Raw genomic sequence first — 21,069 nt, 5'->3', positions numbered from 1 at the left:
AATAAAGACACTTTCGTTGAATTCACATTAAAAAGAATTTATACGGAGGTGTTTTTTTATGTAAAATAGAAGTACGTCTATTAAATTTGAATAAAAAATAATACAATGAATCTATAAGTTTGAAATCTAAATATTTTAAAGGGGAAGGGTGTCGATGTTGATAGAGAATAATAAAGCCATCAAAGATACATATATGTCAGGCGAAACAATTAAGAACATTAATAATCAAGTTCAAATGAAAGATGTAATGTTTGACCAAACACCTGGGCGTTATGCATTAAAATCGATTATGTCTGGATTTTTGTTAGCCATTGTAACAGTTTTCATGCTTGCAATAAAAACACAATTTGATGGTGCAAATGAAGGACTCGTTAACTTATTAGGCGCTATTTCATTCAGTTTAGCCTTAGTATTAATCGTATTAACACATTCAGAATTATTAACGAGTAATTTTATGTATTTAACAGTTGGATGGTATTATAAACTTATCGGTATGAACAAGACGTTACTCATCATGTTAGTATGCTTCTTTTTAATATTATTGGAGGTATTGTATTATTTGGGTTAATGAAGTTTACGCCTATAATGACAACGGAAATGGTGACAAGTTTAACAACGCTTGTAGATGGAAAGACCATAGATACGACATGGTATGCCATTTTAGTAAAAGCCATTTTCTGTAATTTCTTCATAAATATTGGAATTTACGTATCAATTCAATTTAAAGATGGTTTATCTAAAGCTTTCTTCATAGCCTGTGGTGTTATTGTCTTTGTATTTATGGGTTATGAACACGTAGTATTTAATGCAGGTTTATATGCTGGTATGCTCTTTTATAATTTTGACGCTGTCGCATGGCTACACGTTTTAAAAAATATAGTCTTTGCTTTTATAGGTAATTATATTGGTGGAGGTATATTTGTTGGGCTGGTTTACGCTTATTTAAACGGTAAACGCGATAGTTTGCGCAGTTGATTTTAAGATAAAGTAGAAAGACAATGCGGTTTCGTTAATGAAATCGTATTGTCTTTTATTTTTTATCTATAAAACAAAAAAATTGACTCATTTATCAAGAAACCATATTGTATTACTGTAAATTAATGTTTGAGATTTAATAAAATGAAGCTTTAAGAGAAACGCTAAGGAGTGACAAAATGTCTGACTATAATATTAGAATTGCTGAAATAGATGATGCTGAAGCATTGCAAAAATTAATGCATGAAGCATTTACACCATTAAGAGAATTAGGAATTGATTGGCCATCTGTCAACGCTAGTGTTGAAATGGTCGAAAAAAATTTACAAACGGGTACGACTTTTGTCTTGGAAAATAACACGGAAATTATTTCAACGATAACTGTACGTTATCCTTGGGAGACAAAACGACGTATTTCTATTTATCCGTTTGTATGGTGGTTTGCTACAAAACCTTCGTATGATGGTCAAGGATTGGGCGGCAAGTTATTAAAATACGTTGAAGAAACCTTCCTTAGAGATACGCTTAAGGTACCAGCAGTGACATTGGGTACATCTGCTCGTAAGCATCCATGGCTATTAGATATATACAAAAGAAGAGGTTATGAAGTTTATGCGGAACATGAAAATGACGATGGTGATTTAGGTGTTATTATGAGAAAAGTATTAATTCCAGAACGTTTTGATGAAGAAGTATTAGGACAACCGCCATTTTAAATGATGATATGTAGTAGGGGATTCCTTTAGGTTTTAGCTAAGGGAATTCCCTATTTTTATATTTTTATGTGAAAGTATTCACAAAAATTAATGGAAATATATTACAATGCAAGGGTAGAGGGAGGGCGTCATTATGGGAGAAAATGTTCTCGTTGTACATGGTATGAGACGAGGTGCTCAGAATCAAGATCTGAAATATTTGACATCTCAACTTTTTAAAAATAGTAATATCAACTATCAAATCGCATTTTTAGAAAGTGATACGAACGATTTATATAATGTGATTTCGACTTTAGTAAAGCAAGGTGAATTTGTATTTAATATTGTACCGTTAGTATTATTTTCAGCAAAACATTATTTAAAAGATATCCCAGAAATCTTACAGCATATTAAAGAAGGCTTTCCAAATATGAGTTACCGTATTACACCACCACTAAGTACGCATCCTCATTTAGTCAACATTATTGAAGAAAAAATTAATACAGCATTGTTCAATAGGCCATCAATAAATAAAGTGGTACTTATTGCACATGGTAGTGAAAACTATGAGCAACCTATTTTTCAACTTAAACAACTGATTCAGCAATGTAATATTGTTAATAAATCAATTGATATGTTGACGCTATATGGTGAATATAATTATCAAAAAATATTGCCTAAGATATTAGAAGAAACACAGAACATATTGATTGTTCCTATCTTTTTATATGATGGTTATTTAGTTAATAAAATGAAAAATAAAATTTCAAAAATGCATATGGCACATCATATTGAATACACGGAATCATTAAATTTTCATCCAATATTAGAAATAATAATCAAGGATCAAATTACACAATTGGAGGTATATCGCAATGTACCCAGTCCAACTTAATTTAGCGAATAAACATCTTGTAATTATAGGTGGAGGTAAGGTTGCTTATCGAAAATTTCAACAATTAAAGACTGAATCAATAGCTTCATTAACTATCGTAAGTAAGACATTTTTGCCAGAGTTTTTTCAAGACAAACACGCAAATTTGAAATTAATAACAAAATGCTATGACCCAAATGATATTGAAAAGGCAGATATTATTATTATTGCTACGAATGACACACATGTTAATAACCAAATAAAAAAGGATTCACGACCAACACAGCTTGTTAATCACACAGGAGATAAAACACAATCAGATTTTTATAATATGTCTGAAATTCAATATAAAAATATAAATATTTTATTTAGATCAAATGGCAATGATTATAACAAAGTTAAAAAAATATCTCATGCAGTGGAAAAATTTTTGATAGAGGTATATAAGGAGGATTATCATGTCTAAAAAAAGATTAGTTATGATTGGTAATGGAATGGCAGGTCTACGAACGATAGAAGAAATATTAGAAAGAGATACTGAACGTTATGAGATTACGATTATCGGTAGGGAACCTTATCCTAATTACAATAGAATTATGCTTTCGAATATTTTACAGAAAAAAATGACTGTTGATGAAACGATTATGAATAGTTATGAATGGTATGAGTCATATGGTATTAAGCTTATCGTAAATGATCCTGTCGTATCAGTGAATCGTGAGAACAATGAAATTGTAACAGAAAAAGGAAAGTACCTTACTTATGATATTTGTATTTTTGCAACAGGTTCAAATGCATTTGTGTTACCAATACCGGGGGCTCAATTGAATAGTGTCATAGGTTGGAGAACAATAGAAGATACTGAACGCATGATTGAGATTGCACAGACTAAAAAACATGCCATCGTTATAGGTGGTGGATTATTAGGTTTAGAATGTGCACGTGGACTCATGGATCAAGGTATGGATGTAACTGTGATTCACCTTGCAAAATGGTTGATGGAAATGCAGTTAGATAAAAAAGCTGGTGAATTGCTTAAATCAGATTTAGAAAAACAAGGTATGCACTTTAGGATGCAAGCAAGTACTGAAGAAATCTTAGGTGAAAAAGATGTAACAGGCATCAAATTGTCTGACGGTTCGATTTTAAAAGCAGATTTAGTGGTTATGGCTGTTGGTATTCGTCCATACACGCAAGTGGCACAAGCATCTGGACTTGAAGTCAATAAAGGAATTGTTGTAAATGATTTTATGCAGACAATTGATAAGCATGTTTTTGCAGTAGGAGAATGTGCTGAACATAGAGGGAAAACTTATGGTTTAGTAGCACCATTGTATGAACAAGGCAAAGTACTTGCAGATTATTTAACTGATAATCCTACTGAAGGATACCAAGGTTCTACTACATTTACATCATTAAAAGTTTCGGTATGCGATTTATATAGTGCTGGTCTGATACATGAGAGTGATGAAGTAAAAGGTGTCGCAATCTTTGATAGCATGCATAAACATTATAAAAAAGTATTTCTTAAAGAAGGTCATATCGTTGGTGCGGTGTTATATGGCGACATAGAAGAAGGTTCTAGATTTTTTAATATGATGAAGAAAAAAGAAACCATACAAGACTACAAGATAGCATCATTGCTGCACAAAGTTGGAGAATCAAGTGGTTTTGATGTCGCAGAAATGGCTGATGACGAAACCATTTGTGGCTGTAATGGTGTAAATAAAGGCACTATTGTTGAAGCTATAAAGCAAAATGGCTTAACGCGTATTGACGAAGTGACACAACTAACAAAAGCTGGTAATTCTTGTGGGAAATGTAAGGGACAAATAGGACAAATTCTTGAACATACACTGGGTGATGATTTTATTGCGGCTAAACCTACAGGCATATGTGCATGTACAGATTTAACACGAGAACAAATCGTAACGCAAATTAGAGCGAAATCACTTAAAACTTCTAAAGAAGTTCGTCATGTTTTAAATTTTACGGATAAAAATGGTTGTCCTAAATGTCGTCCTGCCATTAATTATTATCTTAATATGATTTATCCATTCGAACATATTGATGAAATTGAATCAAGATTTGCGAATGAACGTTATCATGCTAATATCCAAAATGATGGTACCTTCTCTGTCATTCCTCAAATGAGAGGTGGCGTAACTGATGCTGAACAACTTATAAAATTAGGTGAAGTAGCTAAAAAATATAACGTACCCCTAGTCAAAGTGACTGGTTCACAACGTATTGGACTTTATGGCATTGAGAAAGAATTATTGCCACAAATCTGGTCAGAATTAGGCATGCGTTCAGCATCAGCATATGGCAAAAAGACTCGATCCGTGAAGAGTTGTGTAGGTGAAGCTTTTTGTAGATTTGGAACACAAAATACAACAACATTAGCTATCCGTTTAGAAGAAACATTTGAATATATTGATACACCACACAAGTTTAAGATGGGAGTTTCAGGATGTCCTAGAAGCTGTGTCGAATCAGGGGTTAAAGATTTTGGTGTTATTGGAGTAGAAAATGGATATCAAATTTATATTGGTGGTAACGGCGGTACAGAAGTTACGATTGGACAATATTTAACAACTGTAGAAACTGAAACAGAAGTATTAAAACTTTGTGGCGCATTGATGCAATATTATAGAGAAACAGGTAACTATGCAGAACGTACTGCACCATGGTTAAATCGATTAGGATTTAATCATGTGAGTAGTATTTTGTTGGATAAAGCAAAACAAGATGTACTTTATGCACGAATTTTAGAAGCTAAATGTGCAGTGGAAAAAGAGCCATGGTCTGAGATTATAAATAGTAAAAAAGAGCAAAAAATATTTGAAGTGGAGAAGGTGTAAAATATGAGCGCCAAAAATAGGATTAAAGTAACATCAATAGACACACTTACACCATTAGTCGGTAAAAAAATTAAATTACACAATAAAGAAATTGGTGTTTTTTTAACGGAAGAAGGTAGTATTCATGCCATTCAAAATCGATGTCCTCACAAAGATGGTCCACTTTCAGAAGGGACAATGAGTGGTGATTATGTTTTTTGTCCATTACATGATCAAAAAATAGACTTGAATAGTGGTTTAGTACAAGCGCCAGATGAAGGTTGCGTTGAGGTATACAGAACAGAGGTGCAGGATGGGGATGTGTATGTATGGATTTGAATAAGGTTGGAAAAGTATACCTTATCGGTGCGGGTCCCGGCAATCCAGAATTATTAACGAGAAAAGCTGAACGCTTAATTCGAAAAGCAGATGTTATATTATATGATCGCCTTGTGAATCCATTTATCATTCAGATGGTTAGTCCAGGTGTAGAAATAATTGATGTTGGAAAAAAACCTTACCATAAACATATTCAACAAGAGGAAATCAATAAATTGCTTGTTGATGCTGCTTATTCACACCACTGCGTTGTAAGGTTGAAGGGCGGAGATCCAGCTATTTTTGGAAGAACACATGAAGAAGTCTCAGCGCTAAATAAACAGAACATTGAGTGCGAAATCGTACCAGGTATTACTTCTGCTAGTGCGGCTGTTGCAAGCATGAAACAAGGGCTTACCGCACGTCAAATTGCGACACATGTTACTTATACGACGGGACATTTTTGTAAAATGCATACTGATAAAGTAGAATTGGACAAATTATTATCTGGTGGCACATTAGCCATTTATATGGGTATTAGAAATTTAAAAACGATGATGCGAGAAATATACCAACAAACCAAGAAAGATTATCCAGTAGTAGTGATATATAATGTATCTACTTATAAAGAACAATTGATCCAAGGTACATTAACAACGATTGACCAATTGATTGAAACACAAAGTTGTTCGTTTATGCCAGGTGTCGTTTTAGTAGGAAATTTAATGGCTGAACTACCTTATGTTACGCGTTTAAGTCAGTCTCAAACTAAAAGTTATTTGATTACTGGTGAACATCAAATAGCTTTAGAAAAGGCATTATTGCTCTATAGTGAAGGTCATTTTTGTTTGATTGATGCTATAGATACATCTATTTACCATAAAACACAGATTGAATTTATGAACGATATTAAAGGACAATATTTATTTGATGAACATATTAAACTAATGTAATAATCAAATTTGTTGTACTAGAAAGTTTATCTTTAAATGATTCAGAGTCATTGATATTTTTGACTATATAATGAGACTCGAACCATGCTTTTAAGCAGCAAGCCAATATAATTGAAATTTTAATATTTTCATAAATAAAGGAACTAATCCGTTAATTATTTGATATGCTCCCTTCAAAGTAGACACTTAAAAATGTAAACTTTGAAGGGAGTTTTTTTATGACTCATAGAAAATTATCACCTGAAACTTATCAAAAAGCTTTCAGCTTATATGAAGAAGGATATAGTATGAAAAATGTAATTCAAAAATTAAATTTAAATTGTTCTCCTAGAACATTATTGATTAACTATTATAAATTTAAGAAGCATGGAATAAAGGTGCTTTTACCAATTCAGAGAAATAATACCTACTCAAATGAATTTAAGCTTAAAGTTGTGCACGAATATATAAATGATGGCCTATCTTTAACTGATTTAGTAGTTAAATATAATATCCCCACTACTTCAACTGTAAACAAATGGATTTCAAAGTATTTATCGGGTAAAATATTAAAAACATATTCTCCAAAACCCGAGGTGTATCAATTGAAATATAAATCATTAACATTTGAAGATCGTGTGGAAATCGTTGATTATTATATGAATCATGGTCAATCGTATAAGACAACAGCAAATCATTTTAACATCAATTATAGCCAAGTATATAACTGGGTAAAAAAGTACAACTTGCATGGGTATGATGGGCTTAAAGATGGACGTGGAAAAGGGAAACCCCAGTCTGTATTAACACCTGAAGAGGCATTAAAAGCTGAAATTAAGATACTTAAAGAGAAAAATAAATTTCTTCAAATGGAAAATGACGTTTTAAAAAAGGAAGAAGAAATAGAAAGGAAGTTGATGAAACAGGCATCAGACAAAAAGCATCATACCAAACGGTAAAAGCATTTAAAAACCTTTATCCGATAGCTTGGTTATGTTCAGTATTAAAGATATCACGTTCAAGTTACTATAAATGGTTACATCGCAAACCATCAAATAAAGAAATTGAAAACCAAAAATTGATCAAAGATATCGTTGATATCTACAATAAATACAAAGGCATATATGGATATCGTCGTATATACATATATTTAAGACTTAAACTACATCAAAAAGTAAATCATAAACGTGTCTATAGATTGATGAATCAACTTAATCTAAAATCTACTATCCGCCCTAAAAGAAAACGATATATTAAAACAACACCTGAAATTACAGCACATAATATATTAAATAGAAAATTTGAAGAACAAATCCCAAATAAAAAATGGTTAACTGACGTTACAGAATTCAAACTCAGCAATGGTAAAAAACTTTACTTAAGTGCTATTTATGACTTAGGCAGCAAACAGATTATCAGTCATAAATTAAGTACCTCAAATAACAATAAATTTGTATTAGATACGCTCAAAAAAGCAGTCAAACTTGTGCCGAATACCGAAGGTATACTCTTGCATAGCGACAGAGGATATCAATATACAAGCAGATTATTTAAAGTTACGTTAGAGCAACTTGGTATAAAACAAAGTATGTCACGACCAGGATGTTGCATAGATAATGGACCTATGGAAGGTGTATGGGGAACTATTAAAAGTGAATTGTTTAGAGGAAGAAAAAAAGTGATTTTTAAAGACAAGGCTACAGCAATAAAAGCAATTAATTCATATATAGAATTTTTTAATCAAGAAAGAATAACATTAAAAATGGCTACCCTTATATCGTAAATATAAGGTAGCCATAAACATTTTGTTTTTTTCACTGTCTACTTGACAGGGTGCAGTTCATATTTTTAGTGGATTAGTTCTTTTTTATATTAATAAAGATCTACCATAAACTATGGCATATTACATATTTAAAATGAATTTTAGAAATAATTAGGGCTTTTTGATATTCAATTAGGTAAATCCCTAATATATAGAAAGGATTAATAAACGTACAATTTAACTAAGAAATGAAAAGTAATTACGACAAAGATGTTCATAGAATATATTTCTTATTTGTAATGATGTTGAGAGGATGTATAAAATGAAAAAATTTGGTATGAAATTTTTTAAACCAACTGAAAAATTCAATGGTAATTGGTCAGTACTTGAAAGTAAAAGTAGAGAATGGGAAAAGATGTATCGCGAACGTTGGAGTCATGACAAAGTAGTGAGAACGACACATGGTGTTAACTGTACTGGGTCTTGTTCATGGAAAGTGTTTGTCAAAAATGGAGTGATTACTTGGGAAAATCAGCAAATTGATTATCCAAGTTGTGGGCCAGATATGCCTGAATTTGAGCCGAGAGGTTGTCCACGCGGTGCGTCATTTTCTTGGTATGAATACAGCCCCTTAAGAATTCGATATCCATATATTCGCGGTAAGTTATGGGAATTATGGATAGATGCATTAGAAGAGCATGATGACAATACGGTTGCAGCGTGGGCATCTATAGTAGAAGACGAAGAAAAAGCTAAGATATACAAACAGGCTCGGGGAAAAGGTGGGCTTGTAAGAACGAACTGGAAAGATGTTTCCAAACTAATCTCGGCTCAAATTATATATACGATTAAAAAATTTGGTCCAGATAGAATAGCAGGATTCACACCGATTCCGGCAATGTCTATGCTGAGTTATGCTTCTGGTGCCCGCTTCATTAGTTTATTGGGAGGAGAAATGCTTAGTTTCTATGATTGGTACGCAGATTTACCACCGGCATCTCCGCAGATTTGGGGAGAACAAACGGACGTACCAGAATCAAGTGATTGGTATAATGCCTCATACATTATGATGTGGGGGTCTAACGTGCCATTAACTAGAACACCAGATGCTCATTTTATGACAGAAGTACGTTATAAAGGTACGAAAGTCATTTCTGTTGCGCCTGATTATGCAGAAAATGTAAAGTTTGCGGATCATTGGTTAGCACCACATCCTGGGACAGATGCAGCAGTTGCGCAAGCAATGACACATGTGATTTTGCAAGAATATTACGTAAATCAGCCCAATGATTATTTTATCAACTATTCTAAACAGTATACAGACATGCCGTTCATCATTATGTTAGATGAGGATGCCAATGGCTTGAAAGCAGGTCGCTTCTTAAGAGCAGAAGATTTAGGGGTAGATACACCAAATGGTGATTGGAAACCTGTTGTTTTCGATAAAACACAGCAGCAATTAACCATACCTAATGGGACAATGGGTCAACGTTGGGAAGAAGATAAACAATGGAATCTTAAATTAGAAGATGAACAAGGATTTAAAATTGATCCAGCGCTAAGCCTTGCAGAAGATCAATATGATATCAAACAAATTCAATTTCCTTATTTCAATAATGAAGGGAATGGCATTTTTGAAAGACCCATTGCTGCTAAGAAAATTGAATTAGCTAACGGTGAAAAAAAATATATTGCGACTGTGTATGATTTGATGACGAGTCAATATGGTATACAACGTTTTGAACATAGATTAGAAGCACAAGGATACAATGATGCGTCCTCGTATTACACACCTGCTTGGCAAGAAAAAGTGACAAGTGTGAATGCTAATGTTGTTGTACAAGTTGCAAGAGAGTTTGCACAGAATGCTATCGATACACAAGGTAAATCAATGATTATTATGGGTGCAGGCATAAATCATTGGTTTAATTCAGATACGATATATCGCGCTATTTTGAATCTTGTATTACTCTGCGGATGCCAAGGTGTTAATGGTGGTGGTTGGGCGCATTACGTAGGTCAAGAGAAATGTAGACCGATTGAAGGATGGAACACCATAGCTTTTGCTAAAGATTGGCAAGGGCCACCGCGCTTACAAAATGGTACAAGTTGGTTTTATTTTGCTACGGATCAATGGAAATATGAAGAATCAAACGTAGATAGTATTAAGTCACCTTTAGCAGAAAATATCAAGCATCAACATCCAGCAGATTATAACGTATTAGCAGCCAAATTAGGTTGGCTACCATCTTATCCACAATTTGATAAAAATAGTTTGTTATTTGGAGAAGAAGCAAAAGATGATGGATCATTTAATAACGATGAAATTTTAAAAAGAGCAATAGCATCTGTAAAATCAAGAGATACTAAATTTGCAATTGAAGACCCAGACGCTAAAGAAAATCATCCAAAAACTTTGTTTTTATGGCGCTCTAATTTAATTTCAAGCTCAGCAAAAGGTCAAGAATATTTTATGAAACATTTACTAGGTGCTAAATCTGGTTTGATGGCAGAAGCAAATGAAGATACAAAACCAGAAGCAATCAAATGGAGAGATGATACTGAAGGCAAACTAGATTTACTGGTATCATTGGATTTCAGAATGACTTCTACCCCGTTATATTCGGATATTATCTTGCCAGCAGCAACTTGGTATGAAAAACACGATTTATCTTCGACAGATATGCATCCTTTTGTACATCCATTTAATCCAGCCATTGATCCTTTGTGGGAGTCTCGTTCAGATTGGGATATCTTTAAAACATTAAGTAAATCCTTATCCGAAACTGCTAAAACACATTTAAACGGGCTCTATAAAGATATTGTAACCACACCGCTAGCTCATGATACTTCACAAGAAATCTCTAATGTAAATGGTCAAGTGAAAGATTGGACTAAAAATGAAATAGAGGCAATTCCTGGAAAGACTATGCCGGGATTTGCAGTGGTTGACAGGGACTATACAAAAATTTATGACAAGTTCGTTACGGTAGGACCTTTATTAGAAAAAGCTAAGATTGGTGCACATGGTGTGAGCTATACTGTGGCAGAACAATATGAAGAACTAAAAAGCATGGTAGGTACTTGGCATGATGAAGATGAACATTCCATTAGAAATGAGCTTCCTAGAATAGATACTGCAAGACGTGCTGCAGATGTTGTATTAAATCTATCTTCAGCTACAAATGGTAAATTATCACAAAAATCGTATGCAGATTTGGAACGACAAACAGGAATGAAACTTAAAGATATTTCCAGTGAACGTGCATCTGAAAAAATAACGTTCTTAAATATCACCGCACAACCAAGAGAAGTTATTCCAACGGCTGTTTTTCCTGGTTCTAATAAAAATGGACAAAGGTATTCTCCGTTTACTACGAATATAGAACGTTTAGTGCCTTTTAGAACACTAACTGGGAGACAAAGTTATTATATTGATCATGAAATTTTTCAACAATTTGGGGAAAATCTACCAGTTTATAAGCCGACTTTACCGCCGATGGTTTTTGGTTCACGTGATAAGAAAGTGCAGTTAGATGAAAGTACGCTTGTCTTACGGTACTTAACCCCACATGGTAAATGGAATATTCACTCTACTTATCAAGATAATCAACATATGTTGACATTATTCAGAGGTGGTCCGACAGTATGGATTTCATCTGAGGATGCAGCAGCACATGATATTCAAGATAATGAATGGCTAGAAGTTTATAACCGTAACGGTGTAGTTACAGCTAGAGCTGTAGTATCACATCGTATGCCTAGGGGAACGATGTTTATGTATCATGCTCAGGATAAGCACATTGAGACACCTGGATCTCAACTGACAGACACTCGTGGTGGTTCTCATAATGCACCTACACGCATTCATTTGAAGCCAACACAACTTGTTGGGGGTTATGCTCAGATCAGTTATCACTTTAATTATTATGGACCAATAGGAAATCAAAGAGATGTTTACGTCGCAGTGAGAAAACTGAAGGAGGTTGACTGGCTTGAAGATTAAAGCACAAGTTGCAATGGTATTGAATTTAGATAAATGTATAGGATGTCATACGTGTAGTGTGACTTGTAAAAGTACCTGGACAAACCGTCCAGGTGCAGAATATATGTGGTTTAATAATGTTGAAACGAAACCAGGTATTGGTTACCCAAAAAGATGGGAGGACCAAGAACATTACAAAGGTGGCTGGTTTTTAAACAAAAAAGGTAAATTAGAACTAAAGTCTGGTAGTAAATGGTCAAAAATTGCTCTTGGTAAAATTTTCTATAATCCAGATATGCCTGTAATTAAAGATTATTATGAACCATGGACATATAATTATGAACACTTAACTCAGGCTAAAGCAGGAAATCATTTGCCAGTAGCAAAAGCACATTCCATTATTTCTGGTGATAAATTAGATTTAAAATGGGGGCCAAATTGGGAAGATGATTTGGCAGGTGGTCATGTTACAGGGCCTGAAGACCCAAATATTCAACGTATTGAAGAGGACATTAAGTTTAAATTTGATCAAACCTTTATGATGTATTTACCAAGATTATGTGAGCATTGCTTGAATCCAAGCTGTGTTGCCTCATGTCCTTCTGGAGCGATGTATAAACGCGACGAAGATGGTATTGTGTTAGTTGACCAAGAAGCGTGTAGAGGTTGGAGGTACTGCATGACAGGTTGTCCATACAAAAAAGTATATTTTAATTGGAAGACAAATAAAGCAGAGAAATGTACTTTTTGCTTTCCAAGAATTGAAGCGGGATTACCAACAGTATGTTCGGAAACATGTACTGGACGTATGAGATATTTGGGTGTTCTGTTATATGACGCGGATAGAGTTGAAGAAGCTGCTACAGCTGAAAACGAACAAGATTTATATGAAAAACAATTAGATTTATTTTTAAATCCATACGATGAAAGTATCATTGAACAAGCACAAAAAGATGGTGTATCTATGGAATGGATAGAAGCAGCTCAAAATTCACCTATATATAAATTAGCCATTGAATATAAACTTGCATTTCCGTTACATCCAGAATATCGTACAATGCCTATGGTATGGTATTGTCCACCTTTGAGTCCAATCATGAGTTATTTCGAAGGTAAAACTGCTATAGATGCTAATAGAAATCCAGATATGATATTCCCTGCAATAGAAGAAATGCGTTTGCCAATACAGTATTTAGCTAGCTTATTTACCGCTGGAAAAACAGAACCGGTCAAAGCAGCATTGCAAAAAATGGCCATGATGAGAAGTTATATGCGGGCTCAAGTGACAAATAAACCTTTTGATGAAGATAAATTAGCGAGATTGGGTTTGACTGAACGTCAAACAAAAGATATGTATCGTTTATTAGCAATTGCAAAACATGAAGACAGATTTGTTATTCCAACTTCACATAAGGAAGCGTATATGGATACGTATCGTGCACAAGGTAGTCAAGGATACGGTGGAGAGTATTTTGGTGCAAATTGTGAAGGATGTGGGGTCTCAGTAGGAACGACTTCTGAAAAGTCAGGGCAAGCAATATATAATGATAATTTCTATGGAGGGATATTCCGTGATTAACATAGAACAGTTTAAATCATTTCAAGAAACACTGGGGTATTTTGCACAACAATTGGAATTTCCAAAAAAAATGACTTTGCATCCTAATACTTTTGAAAGCATCATTCATAAACAACACCCAGCTTATAAGGATCTTATGACATATCGTCAGCAGGTACATGAGTATACATTTTTAGAATTTCAACAATTATATTCAAATACATTTGATTTTAATAAAAATGCCACTTTGTATATGACTTATAACAAATTTGATACACAAAAAGAACGAGGACAATTATTAGCGAAATTGAAAGTTTTATATGAAATGTTTGGACTTAAAATGGCAGACAATGAACTATCTGATTTTTTACCATTGATGCTAGAGTTTTTATATGTGGCACAATGGCAAAATGATCCAAGAGCAAAAGGAAACATTGAATTTGTCATCATGATTATTGAAGACGGTACTTATGCTATGGCAAATCATTTAGCAGAACGAAATAGTCCTTATTATTATTTAATTAAAGCGTTAAGAGAGACATTAAAAGTATGTATTGAGCCAACAAATGAGGTGAAAGCGAATGTTTAACCAATTTTTATGGGTTATATTTCCTTATTTATGTGTTGCTATATTTTTCCTAGGACATATTGCAAGATTTAAATTCGATAAATTTTCATGGACTGCAAAATCAAGTGAATTCATAGAGAAAAAAAGATTACAATGGGGAAGTTTAATGTTTCACCTGGGAATTATTCCAGTAGCAATGGGACATTTTGTTGGTTTAATCATACCTGCCTCTTGGTTACGAATGTTAGGTGTGAATGACCACTTATATCACATTGGTGCAGTGTATATTGGTAGTATATTTGGTATAATAACATTGATAGGTATGCTGTTGTTAACCACACGACGCATTACACAGAAAAACATTAGAAAACTAAGCTCAGCCTCAGATATTATTGTGAATTTTTTATTGTTAATCATTGTTTGCATGGGTTGTTATGCGACTTTAGTGACCAATGCAGTAACACCAGATTTTGATTATCGGGCATCAATATCTATTTGGTTTAGAGATTTATTTGTCTTTTCACCTGATGCAACATTAATGGCTAATGTACCTATAACATTTAAAATTCACGTGTTGTTAGGCTTTACCATTATGGCATTGTGGCCATTTACGCGACTAGTTCACGTGTGGAGCGTACCGTTAACATATGTGAGTAGAAGCTATATCATTTATCGTAAACATAAGGTGTGAAAGGAGGTCATGCATTGGGTTCATTGCCTTTAAATAATAAAATTGATTATCAAGCAGCTTTAAATTTAATACGTACTAGAGAAGGTTTTGACTTTGCAGGTTTAGCATTTTATGAGCAAGAAAATCAAGTATCACCGATTAAATGGCATTATGTTTCCGGCAATTTAAATAATAGATATAAGTTAATCGTCTTAAGAAAAGGTAAAGGACTTGCTGGCAATGTTATGAAAACGGGTAAACGCATGATCATTGAAGACGTAAATCAAATTTTATTACCCTCAGAAAAACATAAATATCCTATTGTTTTAACTGAATTACTAACTGCCATGGTGGCTATACCTTTGTGGTATAACAGACAAGTTTACGGTGTTTTGTTATTAGGTCAGAGAGATGGAAATCCATTACCTTTGGCACATGGTGACATTTCGATAGCTGATGTTTTAGGCATTTTTAAAGAAGAAGATTAGGTGATGATCGTGCAAGTAAATCAAATGGAAGATATGACTGAATTATTATTGCAGTATTTCAATAATACAAGAGAAAAAATAGTGTTTGTTGATAATAAGGGGAAAGTTATTGCTAAGAATCAAGCTGCAAAAGATATCATTTCCAATGATGAGGACTATCGAGATATGACTAATATGATTTGTAATCGATGTGATGGATATACTAATGAGTTTGATTTACAATCTTGCAAAAATTGTTTTCTTGAAGCCGAAGAAGTTGGTAATACAAGCTTTCAAGTATTTATGAAAACCAATAGAGGTACGATTGAACCATTTACTGCAACGTATCAAACGATTGATCCGGTAAAAGATATCAAAGTATTTACATTGCAAAATGTATCTCCGCAAATTGAACGTCATGATAAGATGTATCAACGTAAAATGATGCAAAAAACAATTTCTGCTCAAGAAAATGAAAGAAAACGTATTTCAAGAGAGTTACATGATAGCGTTGTTCAAGAAATGCTGAATATTGATGTTGAGTTAAGGTTGTTAAAATATCAGCAAGAAATACAAGATTTAGTTGCTGACTCAAAACATATAGAAGGGCTTATGTCCAAACTCATTGATGATATACGCAACCTTTCTGTTGAATTGAGGCCTTCATCTTTGGATGATTTAGGATTAGATGCAGCGTTCAAAACATATTTTAAACAAGTTGAATCTAATTACGGCATGGAGATTATTTATCATTCAAGTATAGATGCACAACGGTTTGACAATGAAATAGAAACGGTTGTTTATCGAGTAGTACAAGAAGCATTATTTAATGCAATTAAGTATGCTAATGTGGACAAAGTTGAAATTGACTTACATTATAATCGTAATAGGTTAATAGCTGAAGTCGTTGATAGAGGTACAGGATTTAGTGAAACTGATAAGCCACAAGGTACTGGATTAGGTATTTATGGTATGTATGAACGTGCAGAATTAGTAAATGCTGAAGTAAATGTCGACAGTCAAATTGGAAGAGGTACAATAGTGACTTTGGAAGTTCCAATTTAAGGGAGTAAGGAGAATAAACTTTGAGAATAGTTATTGCGGATGATCATGCTGTAGTCAGAACAGGATTTTCTATGATTCTAAACTATCAAGATGATATGGAAGTTGTCGGAACAGCTGCTGATGGCTTAGAAGCCTATCAAAAAGTAATGGAACATAAACCAGATGTATTAATTATGGATTTGAGTATGCCGCCTGGAGAATCAGGATTGATTGCTACTAATAAAATAGCGGAAAGTTTTCCAGAAACAAAAATTCTAATATTAACAATGTACGATGACGAAGAGTACTTATTTCATGTATTAAAAAATGGCGCCAAAGGTTATATCTTAAAAAATGCTCCAGATGAGCAACTTATTTTAGCAATAAGAACTGTATATCAAGGTGAAACATATGTAGATATGAAATTAACGACTTCTTTAGTGAATGAATTTATTAGTAATAGTTCCAATGATGAAGCGGCTACATCAGATCCTTTTAAAATTTTATCTAAAAGAGAAATTGAAATATTACCTTTGATTGCCAAAGGTTATGGTAATAAAGAGATTGCAGAAAAATTGTTTGTATCTGTAAAAACAGTAGAAGCACATAAAACACATATTATGCAAAAATTAGATTTAAAATCAAAACCAGAATTAGTAGAATATGCGATGAAGAAAAAACTGATTGATTTTTAATCGAGCTACTTTGAGCAATAAATGACAAGAATAGAGACATAATTTATTTATAAACTTATGTAGATTTTTAGGATATAGTGTTTTATCAAACAACTAATGAAAAAGGATTAATCCGTATCGTTAATGGATTAATCCTTTTTATATGACTAAACTGTATTTTTTACCGTGCATACTTGCGTGTGGATACGGTTTGAACTTTGACATTGATATCTATTCTTTGCTTAGTGTCAGTATGTTATTAATTCGTTATAAATAATATCAGTAAACATGATTTAGAATCAGTATTTTGATTAATATAGCAAAGGTTATTTTGGTCTTCGTTTACATACGAAATTTATCCATTAACCTAGGTAAATGAGTCCGTATTCTTCTAATGTTCTTTAACTTTTTTCTAGTTTTTTGTGCAAATAAAATTCACGTTGAATTTTTCATTTAAAAAAGAATAGGGGAAATTTTAGAGAACTTAAGGGATAATCCTTATGTTTATTATTTCACAAAGATTTTACAATAGCTATATAGCCAGTATTCTACAAGATTAACATTTCACAAACTTCGTATATTATACCGGTTTTACCTTTCATAATTTAGTTCTTAATACTTCATAATAAATTATATTGATGTAGGCACTTGTAGAATACTAGGCTTAATGATAAAAAATTAAATGTAGGTGAATGTAATGAACAAAGCTAGTGGTGGATTTCAGTTAACTTTACAATCTTTAAGTTTAGTTGTGGGTTTTATGGCGTGGAGCATTATTGCACCACTAATACCATTTATATCTCAAGAAATTAATATAACTGGGAATCAACTTTCAATTATTTTAGCCATACCTGTGATCTTAGGTTCTATATTAAGAGTACCTTTTGGTTATTTAACGAACATAATAGGAGCTAAATGGGTGTTTTTCTGTAGTTTTATCATTTTATTATTTCCAATTTATTTTTTGAGTCAGGCTCAAGGGACAAGAATGCTTATGGCATCAGGATTTTTTTTAGGCGTTGGAGGTGCGATATTTTCTGTTGGTGTGACATCAATACCTAAATATTTTCCTAAAGAGCGTGTTGGTTTAGCAAATGGAATTTATGGCATGGGTAATATTGGAACTGCAATTTCTTCATTTTTAGCTCCTTCAATTGCATCAATGATTGGATGGCAATCGACGGTCAGAAGTTATTTAGTAGTGATCGTTATATTTGCTATTTTCATGTTCTTTTTTGGTGATCCGAAAGAGGAAAAAGTAAAGGTGCCTTTAGTTGAACAAACTAAACGTTTATTTAAAGATTCGAAATTATATTACTTATCATTCTGGTATTTCATTACTTTTGGTGCATTTGTAGCATTTGGTTTATTTTTACCGAATTATTTAGTGCAACAATTTGGTATTAGTGAAGTGGATGCTGGTTTACGCTCAGGTGTATTCATTGCACTTGCAACATTTTTGAGACCATTAGGAGGTATATTAGGAGATAAGTTTAATGCGGTAATGTTATTGATGATAGATTTTACATTGATGATTGTAGGCGCAATTATTTTAGGATGCTCAAACCATATTTTATTATTTACGATAGGTTGTTTACTAATTAGTGTTTGTGCAGGTTTGGGGAATGGACTAATTTTTAAACTTGTGCCTTTATATTTTAGTAAAGAGGCAGGTACTGCAAATGGTATTGTTTCTATGATGGGCGGTTTGGGGGGATTCTTCCCACCGATTGTTATTTCTTATGTCACAATAGTTACAGGTTCCAGTCATTTAGCGTTTTTATTACTAGCGATATTTGGAATTATAGCATTAACAACAATGTCGAGAATGGTTAAAAGTGTAAACTGAAACTATAAATTTAATAAAAAAAGCAACACTTCACTTTTAGGAAGTGTTGCTTTTAATGTTTAATCAATTTGAATATTATAAGAAGACTCTTTTTTCTCTTTTTTAGGTAGCGTCACATTTAGCATGCCATTTTCGTAAGCAGCTTTAATGCCATTTTCATCAACATTATCAAATTGATATTGACGTTTTACATCACTAAAGCTACGTTCTTGATGAATCATGCGTCCATTTTCATCTTCTTTATTATTTTCAAATGATTGTTTGCCTTCTATTGTTAAAACATTATTTTCAAATTGAAGATTAATATTTTCTTTTTTCATACCTGGTAATTCTGCTTCTACTACGTAAGCATCTTCAAGTTCTTTGACATCTGTTTTAATGCTATTACTTCCTGGAAATTGATCGAAAAATTGACGTCCAAAGTCTCTGAATAAATCACTAGGATTTGCATCGAAAAATGAATTATCGAATGGTTTCATATTGAATGCCATAAAGCATCTCTCCTTATATAATAAATTTATTTTGTTACGATTTAATCAATATTAATTTGTTTTTTTGTATGGTTAATAGGTAACGTAACATTTAATATACCATCGTTTAGCATTGCTTTAATATTAGGTTCATCTACATTTTTAAATATAAATTGTCTACTTTGATTATTAAAATTGCGCTCTTTAATCAAGTAATTATATTGGTTTTGAGTTGTTGTAGAAGTATTTGTAACACTGATTGTTAATGTCTTTTCATCAAATTGAATATCTATATCTTCTTTACTGTAACCTGGCAGTTCAGCCATGACTTGATATGCAGCACTTGATTCATATACATCTACTTTAAAATCATGATGCTCAGTTAATAAATTTTCTAGAATATCTGTAGAAAGATTTTGAGTGTTTTGCATCATTTTTCACCTCTCCTTTAACCTTATATTTATATTATAATACATTAGTCAAAGAAAGTCAAACTATGAGCGTTGATTATTCTAAATGTACGATCATATCAAAAATGGCGTATCAATGATTGTTAACATAAGTATAATTAGAAAAAATAAAAAAGAGGCAAGTTTAAGTTTAAAATAGCATAAATAAACTACACACTTTAAACGTTTCTTTGCCTCTTAATATATTAAATTTCTTTAGTGAAATGTTTATTCACAAAATTTTGTAGTGTCTCTTTTAAGTGAACGGCTTCATCGATATCCATATCAAATTCACCAAAAACTTTTCTAGAGACACCGGATAATGAATCTTGAACTTTTGCACCATGTTCGGTAAGTGCAATTTGTAAATTACGTTCATCATCAATCTCACGTGTTCTACTAACAAACCCTTTTTTTTCTAATTTTTTTAGTAATGGTGTTAGCGTACCTGAATCAAGATAAACGCGTTGTCCAAGTGTTTTGATGTTGATTTTTTCATTTTTTTTAATTGCGAGCATAACAATATAACCAGTATATGTTAAATCATACTCTTTTAAATATGAAGTATATTTTTTTATTATTTCTTTTGATGAAACATAAAATAGAAAGCACAGTTGTTCTTCTAAGTAACTTAATTTGTCCTCCATTTAATCACCCCTTTTGAAATTTAACCTTATTATGAACTACGTACATTGTCAAGGAACAGTTGTGTCTTTATTCATAATATTTTTATACTGTTGTGAAAGTGTTATTTGAGTTATTTTATTGATTTCATTCATATTAAAGTTAGGTGAAATTGTCCTGAACGGATTATTCAAAAAGTAATAAAGAATATATGTATATTTTATAATATATACAGTTATACATAAGCGAAAAATTAAGAACATTTTGTTACAAAAGGTAATAATACTTTATAATTTATTTGTTATCGTTCAT

18 protein-coding genes and 1 pseudogene are annotated in these 21,069 nt (G+C 32.6%); 16 read left to right on the top strand and 3 right to left on the bottom strand.

Annotated elements, in window-relative coordinates; translation table 11 throughout:
- The first annotated feature begins 157 nt into the window (after positions 1–157).
- The 16 genes and pseudogenes from MUA21_RS10305 (at position 158) to MUA21_RS10225 (ending at position 19,214) form a co-directional block, all read left to right on the top strand.
- A pseudogene (locus MUA21_RS10305) lies at positions 158–975 on the top strand (formate/nitrite transporter family protein).
- A gap of 179 nt (positions 976–1,154) precedes the next feature.
- The gene (locus MUA21_RS10300; protein ID WP_073344050.1) at positions 1,155–1,691 is read left to right on the top strand and encodes a GNAT family N-acetyltransferase; all 537 of its coding nucleotides are present in this window, start codon (positions 1,155–1,157) and stop codon (positions 1,689–1,691) included.
- A 133-nt stretch (positions 1,692–1,824) separates the two neighbouring features.
- Entirely contained in the window at positions 1,825–2,565 is a 741-nt protein-coding gene (locus MUA21_RS10295; protein WP_107525150.1) for a sirohydrochlorin chelatase, read from the top strand.
- A complete protein-coding gene (locus MUA21_RS10290) occupies positions 2,546–3,010 on the top strand; it encodes a precorrin-2 dehydrogenase/sirohydrochlorin ferrochelatase family protein (RefSeq protein ID WP_107525149.1) in 465 nt (154 codons plus the stop codon). Before MUA21_RS10295 ends, MUA21_RS10290 begins: the two co-directional genes overlap by 20 nt.
- The gene (gene nirB / locus MUA21_RS10285) at positions 3,003–5,408 is read left to right on the top strand and encodes a nitrite reductase large subunit NirB (RefSeq protein ID WP_262561209.1); all 2,406 of its coding nucleotides are present in this window, start codon (positions 3,003–3,005) and stop codon (positions 5,406–5,408) included. Before MUA21_RS10290 ends, nirB begins: the two co-directional genes overlap by 8 nt.
- Before the next feature lie 3 nt (positions 5,409–5,411).
- Entirely contained in the window at positions 5,412–5,726 is a 315-nt protein-coding gene (gene nirD / locus MUA21_RS10280; RefSeq protein ID WP_107525147.1) for a nitrite reductase small subunit NirD, read from the top strand.
- Positions 5,717–6,658 (top strand): uroporphyrinogen-III C-methyltransferase, encoded by a 942-nt coding sequence (gene cobA, locus MUA21_RS10275; RefSeq protein WP_107525146.1) that lies wholly within the window; start codon positions 5,717–5,719, stop codon positions 6,656–6,658. Before nirD ends, cobA begins: the two co-directional genes overlap by 10 nt.
- 218 nt (positions 6,659–6,876) lie before the next feature.
- A protein-coding gene (locus tag MUA21_RS13365; protein WP_437129139.1) for an IS3 family transposase occupies positions 6,877–8,420 on the top strand; the annotation gives its coding sequence in 2 pieces (ribosomal slippage) (positions 6,877–7,551 and positions 7,554–8,420; 1,542 coding nt in all).
- Positions 8,421–8,721: 301 nt separating this feature from the next.
- Positions 8,722–12,405 (top strand): nitrate reductase subunit alpha, encoded by a 3,684-nt coding sequence (locus MUA21_RS10260; RefSeq protein ID WP_107525145.1) that lies wholly within the window; start codon positions 8,722–8,724, stop codon positions 12,403–12,405.
- Positions 12,395–13,963, top strand: coding sequence for a nitrate reductase subunit beta (gene narH / locus MUA21_RS10255; RefSeq protein ID WP_107525144.1), 1,569 nt, complete (start codon positions 12,395–12,397; stop codon positions 13,961–13,963). Before MUA21_RS10260 ends, narH begins: the two co-directional genes overlap by 11 nt.
- Positions 13,956–14,531: a nitrate reductase molybdenum cofactor assembly chaperone gene (gene narJ, locus MUA21_RS10250; protein ID WP_262561208.1), complete on the top strand. Its 576-nt coding sequence runs from the start codon at positions 13,956–13,958 to the stop codon at positions 14,529–14,531. The genes narH and narJ overlap by 8 nt, the downstream gene beginning before the upstream one ends.
- Positions 14,524–15,201, top strand: coding sequence for a respiratory nitrate reductase subunit gamma (narI, locus tag MUA21_RS10245; RefSeq protein WP_107525142.1), 678 nt, complete (start codon positions 14,524–14,526; stop codon positions 15,199–15,201). Before narJ ends, narI begins: the two co-directional genes overlap by 8 nt.
- A gap of 14 nt (positions 15,202–15,215) precedes the next feature.
- Complete coding sequence (gene nreA, locus MUA21_RS10240) at positions 15,216–15,668, top strand: nitrate respiration regulation accessory nitrate sensor NreA (protein WP_107525141.1); 453 nt, start codon at positions 15,216–15,218, stop codon at positions 15,666–15,668.
- A 3-nt stretch (positions 15,669–15,671) separates the two neighbouring features.
- Complete coding sequence (locus tag MUA21_RS10235; RefSeq protein WP_272884802.1) at positions 15,672–16,712, top strand: sensor histidine kinase; 1,041 nt, start codon at positions 15,672–15,674, stop codon at positions 16,710–16,712.
- Positions 16,713–16,732: 20 nt separating this feature from the next.
- Positions 16,733–17,386, top strand: coding sequence for a nitrate respiration regulation response regulator NreC (nreC, locus tag MUA21_RS10230; protein WP_107525140.1), 654 nt, complete (start codon positions 16,733–16,735; stop codon positions 17,384–17,386).
- A gap of 676 nt (positions 17,387–18,062) precedes the next feature.
- Positions 18,063–19,214 carry a nitrate/nitrite transporter gene (locus MUA21_RS10225; protein WP_262561207.1) on the top strand — a complete coding sequence of 384 codons (1,152 nt, stop codon included), beginning with the start codon at positions 18,063–18,065 and terminating at the stop codon, positions 19,212–19,214.
- A gap of 59 nt (positions 19,215–19,273) precedes the next feature.
- Here MUA21_RS10225 and MUA21_RS10220 read toward each other — a convergent pair whose 3' ends face one another.
- From MUA21_RS10220 to MUA21_RS10210, 3 genes are all read right to left on the bottom strand, one after another.
- Positions 19,274–19,705, bottom strand: a complete 432-nt coding sequence (locus MUA21_RS10220) for an Hsp20/alpha crystallin family protein (RefSeq protein ID WP_019468832.1) — start codon at positions 19,703–19,705, stop codon at positions 19,274–19,276.
- A gap of 41 nt (positions 19,706–19,746) precedes the next feature.
- Positions 19,747–20,118, bottom strand: coding sequence for an Hsp20 family protein (locus tag MUA21_RS10215; RefSeq protein WP_262561206.1), 372 nt, complete (start codon positions 20,116–20,118; stop codon positions 19,747–19,749).
- Between the two features lie 221 nt (positions 20,119–20,339).
- Positions 20,340–20,780: a MarR family winged helix-turn-helix transcriptional regulator gene (locus tag MUA21_RS10210; RefSeq protein WP_046207582.1), complete on the bottom strand. Its 441-nt coding sequence runs from the start codon at positions 20,778–20,780 to the stop codon at positions 20,340–20,342.
- Positions 20,781–21,069 lie beyond the last annotated feature (289 nt).

Origin of the sequence: Staphylococcus ureilyticus, from assembly GCF_025558845.1 — a bacterium.
Classification (GTDB): Bacteria; Bacillota; Bacilli; order Staphylococcales; family Staphylococcaceae; genus Staphylococcus; species Staphylococcus ureilyticus.
This window is presented reverse-complemented; position numbering and strand designations above follow the sequence as displayed.

What these genes read in the sequence shown, in the direction of transcription:
- MUA21_RS10295 (WP_107525150.1), top strand. Translation starts at nt 1,825, where the DNA reads ATGGGAGAAAATGTTCTCGTTGTACATGGTATGAGACGAGGTGCTCAG.
- MUA21_RS10220 (WP_019468832.1), bottom strand. Translation starts at nt 19,705, where the DNA reads ATGGCATTCAATATGAAACCATTCGATAATTCATTTTTCGATGCAAAT.
- nirB (WP_262561209.1), top strand. Translation starts at nt 3,003, where the DNA reads ATGTCTAAAAAAAGATTAGTTATGATTGGTAATGGAATGGCAGGTCTA.
- MUA21_RS10215 (WP_262561206.1), bottom strand. Translation starts at nt 20,118, where the DNA reads ATGATGCAAAACACTCAAAATCTTTCTACAGATATTCTAGAAAATTTA.
- MUA21_RS10300 (WP_073344050.1), top strand. Translation starts at nt 1,155, where the DNA reads ATGTCTGACTATAATATTAGAATTGCTGAAATAGATGATGCTGAAGCA.
- nirD (WP_107525147.1), top strand. Translation starts at nt 5,412, where the DNA reads ATGAGCGCCAAAAATAGGATTAAAGTAACATCAATAGACACACTTACA.
- MUA21_RS10260 (WP_107525145.1), top strand. Translation starts at nt 8,722, where the DNA reads ATGAAAAAATTTGGTATGAAATTTTTTAAACCAACTGAAAAATTCAAT.
- MUA21_RS10290 (WP_107525149.1), top strand. Translation starts at nt 2,546, where the DNA reads ATGTACCCAGTCCAACTTAATTTAGCGAATAAACATCTTGTAATTATA.
- MUA21_RS10225 (WP_262561207.1), top strand. Translation starts at nt 18,063, where the DNA reads ATGAACAAAGCTAGTGGTGGATTTCAGTTAACTTTACAATCTTTAAGT.
- cobA (WP_107525146.1), top strand. Translation starts at nt 5,717, where the DNA reads ATGGATTTGAATAAGGTTGGAAAAGTATACCTTATCGGTGCGGGTCCC.
- MUA21_RS10210 (WP_046207582.1), bottom strand. Translation starts at nt 20,780, where the DNA reads ATGGAGGACAAATTAAGTTACTTAGAAGAACAACTGTGCTTTCTATTT.
- narI (WP_107525142.1), top strand. Translation starts at nt 14,524, where the DNA reads ATGTTTAACCAATTTTTATGGGTTATATTTCCTTATTTATGTGTTGCT.
- MUA21_RS10235 (WP_272884802.1), top strand. Translation starts at nt 15,672, where the DNA reads ATGATCGTGCAAGTAAATCAAATGGAAGATATGACTGAATTATTATTG.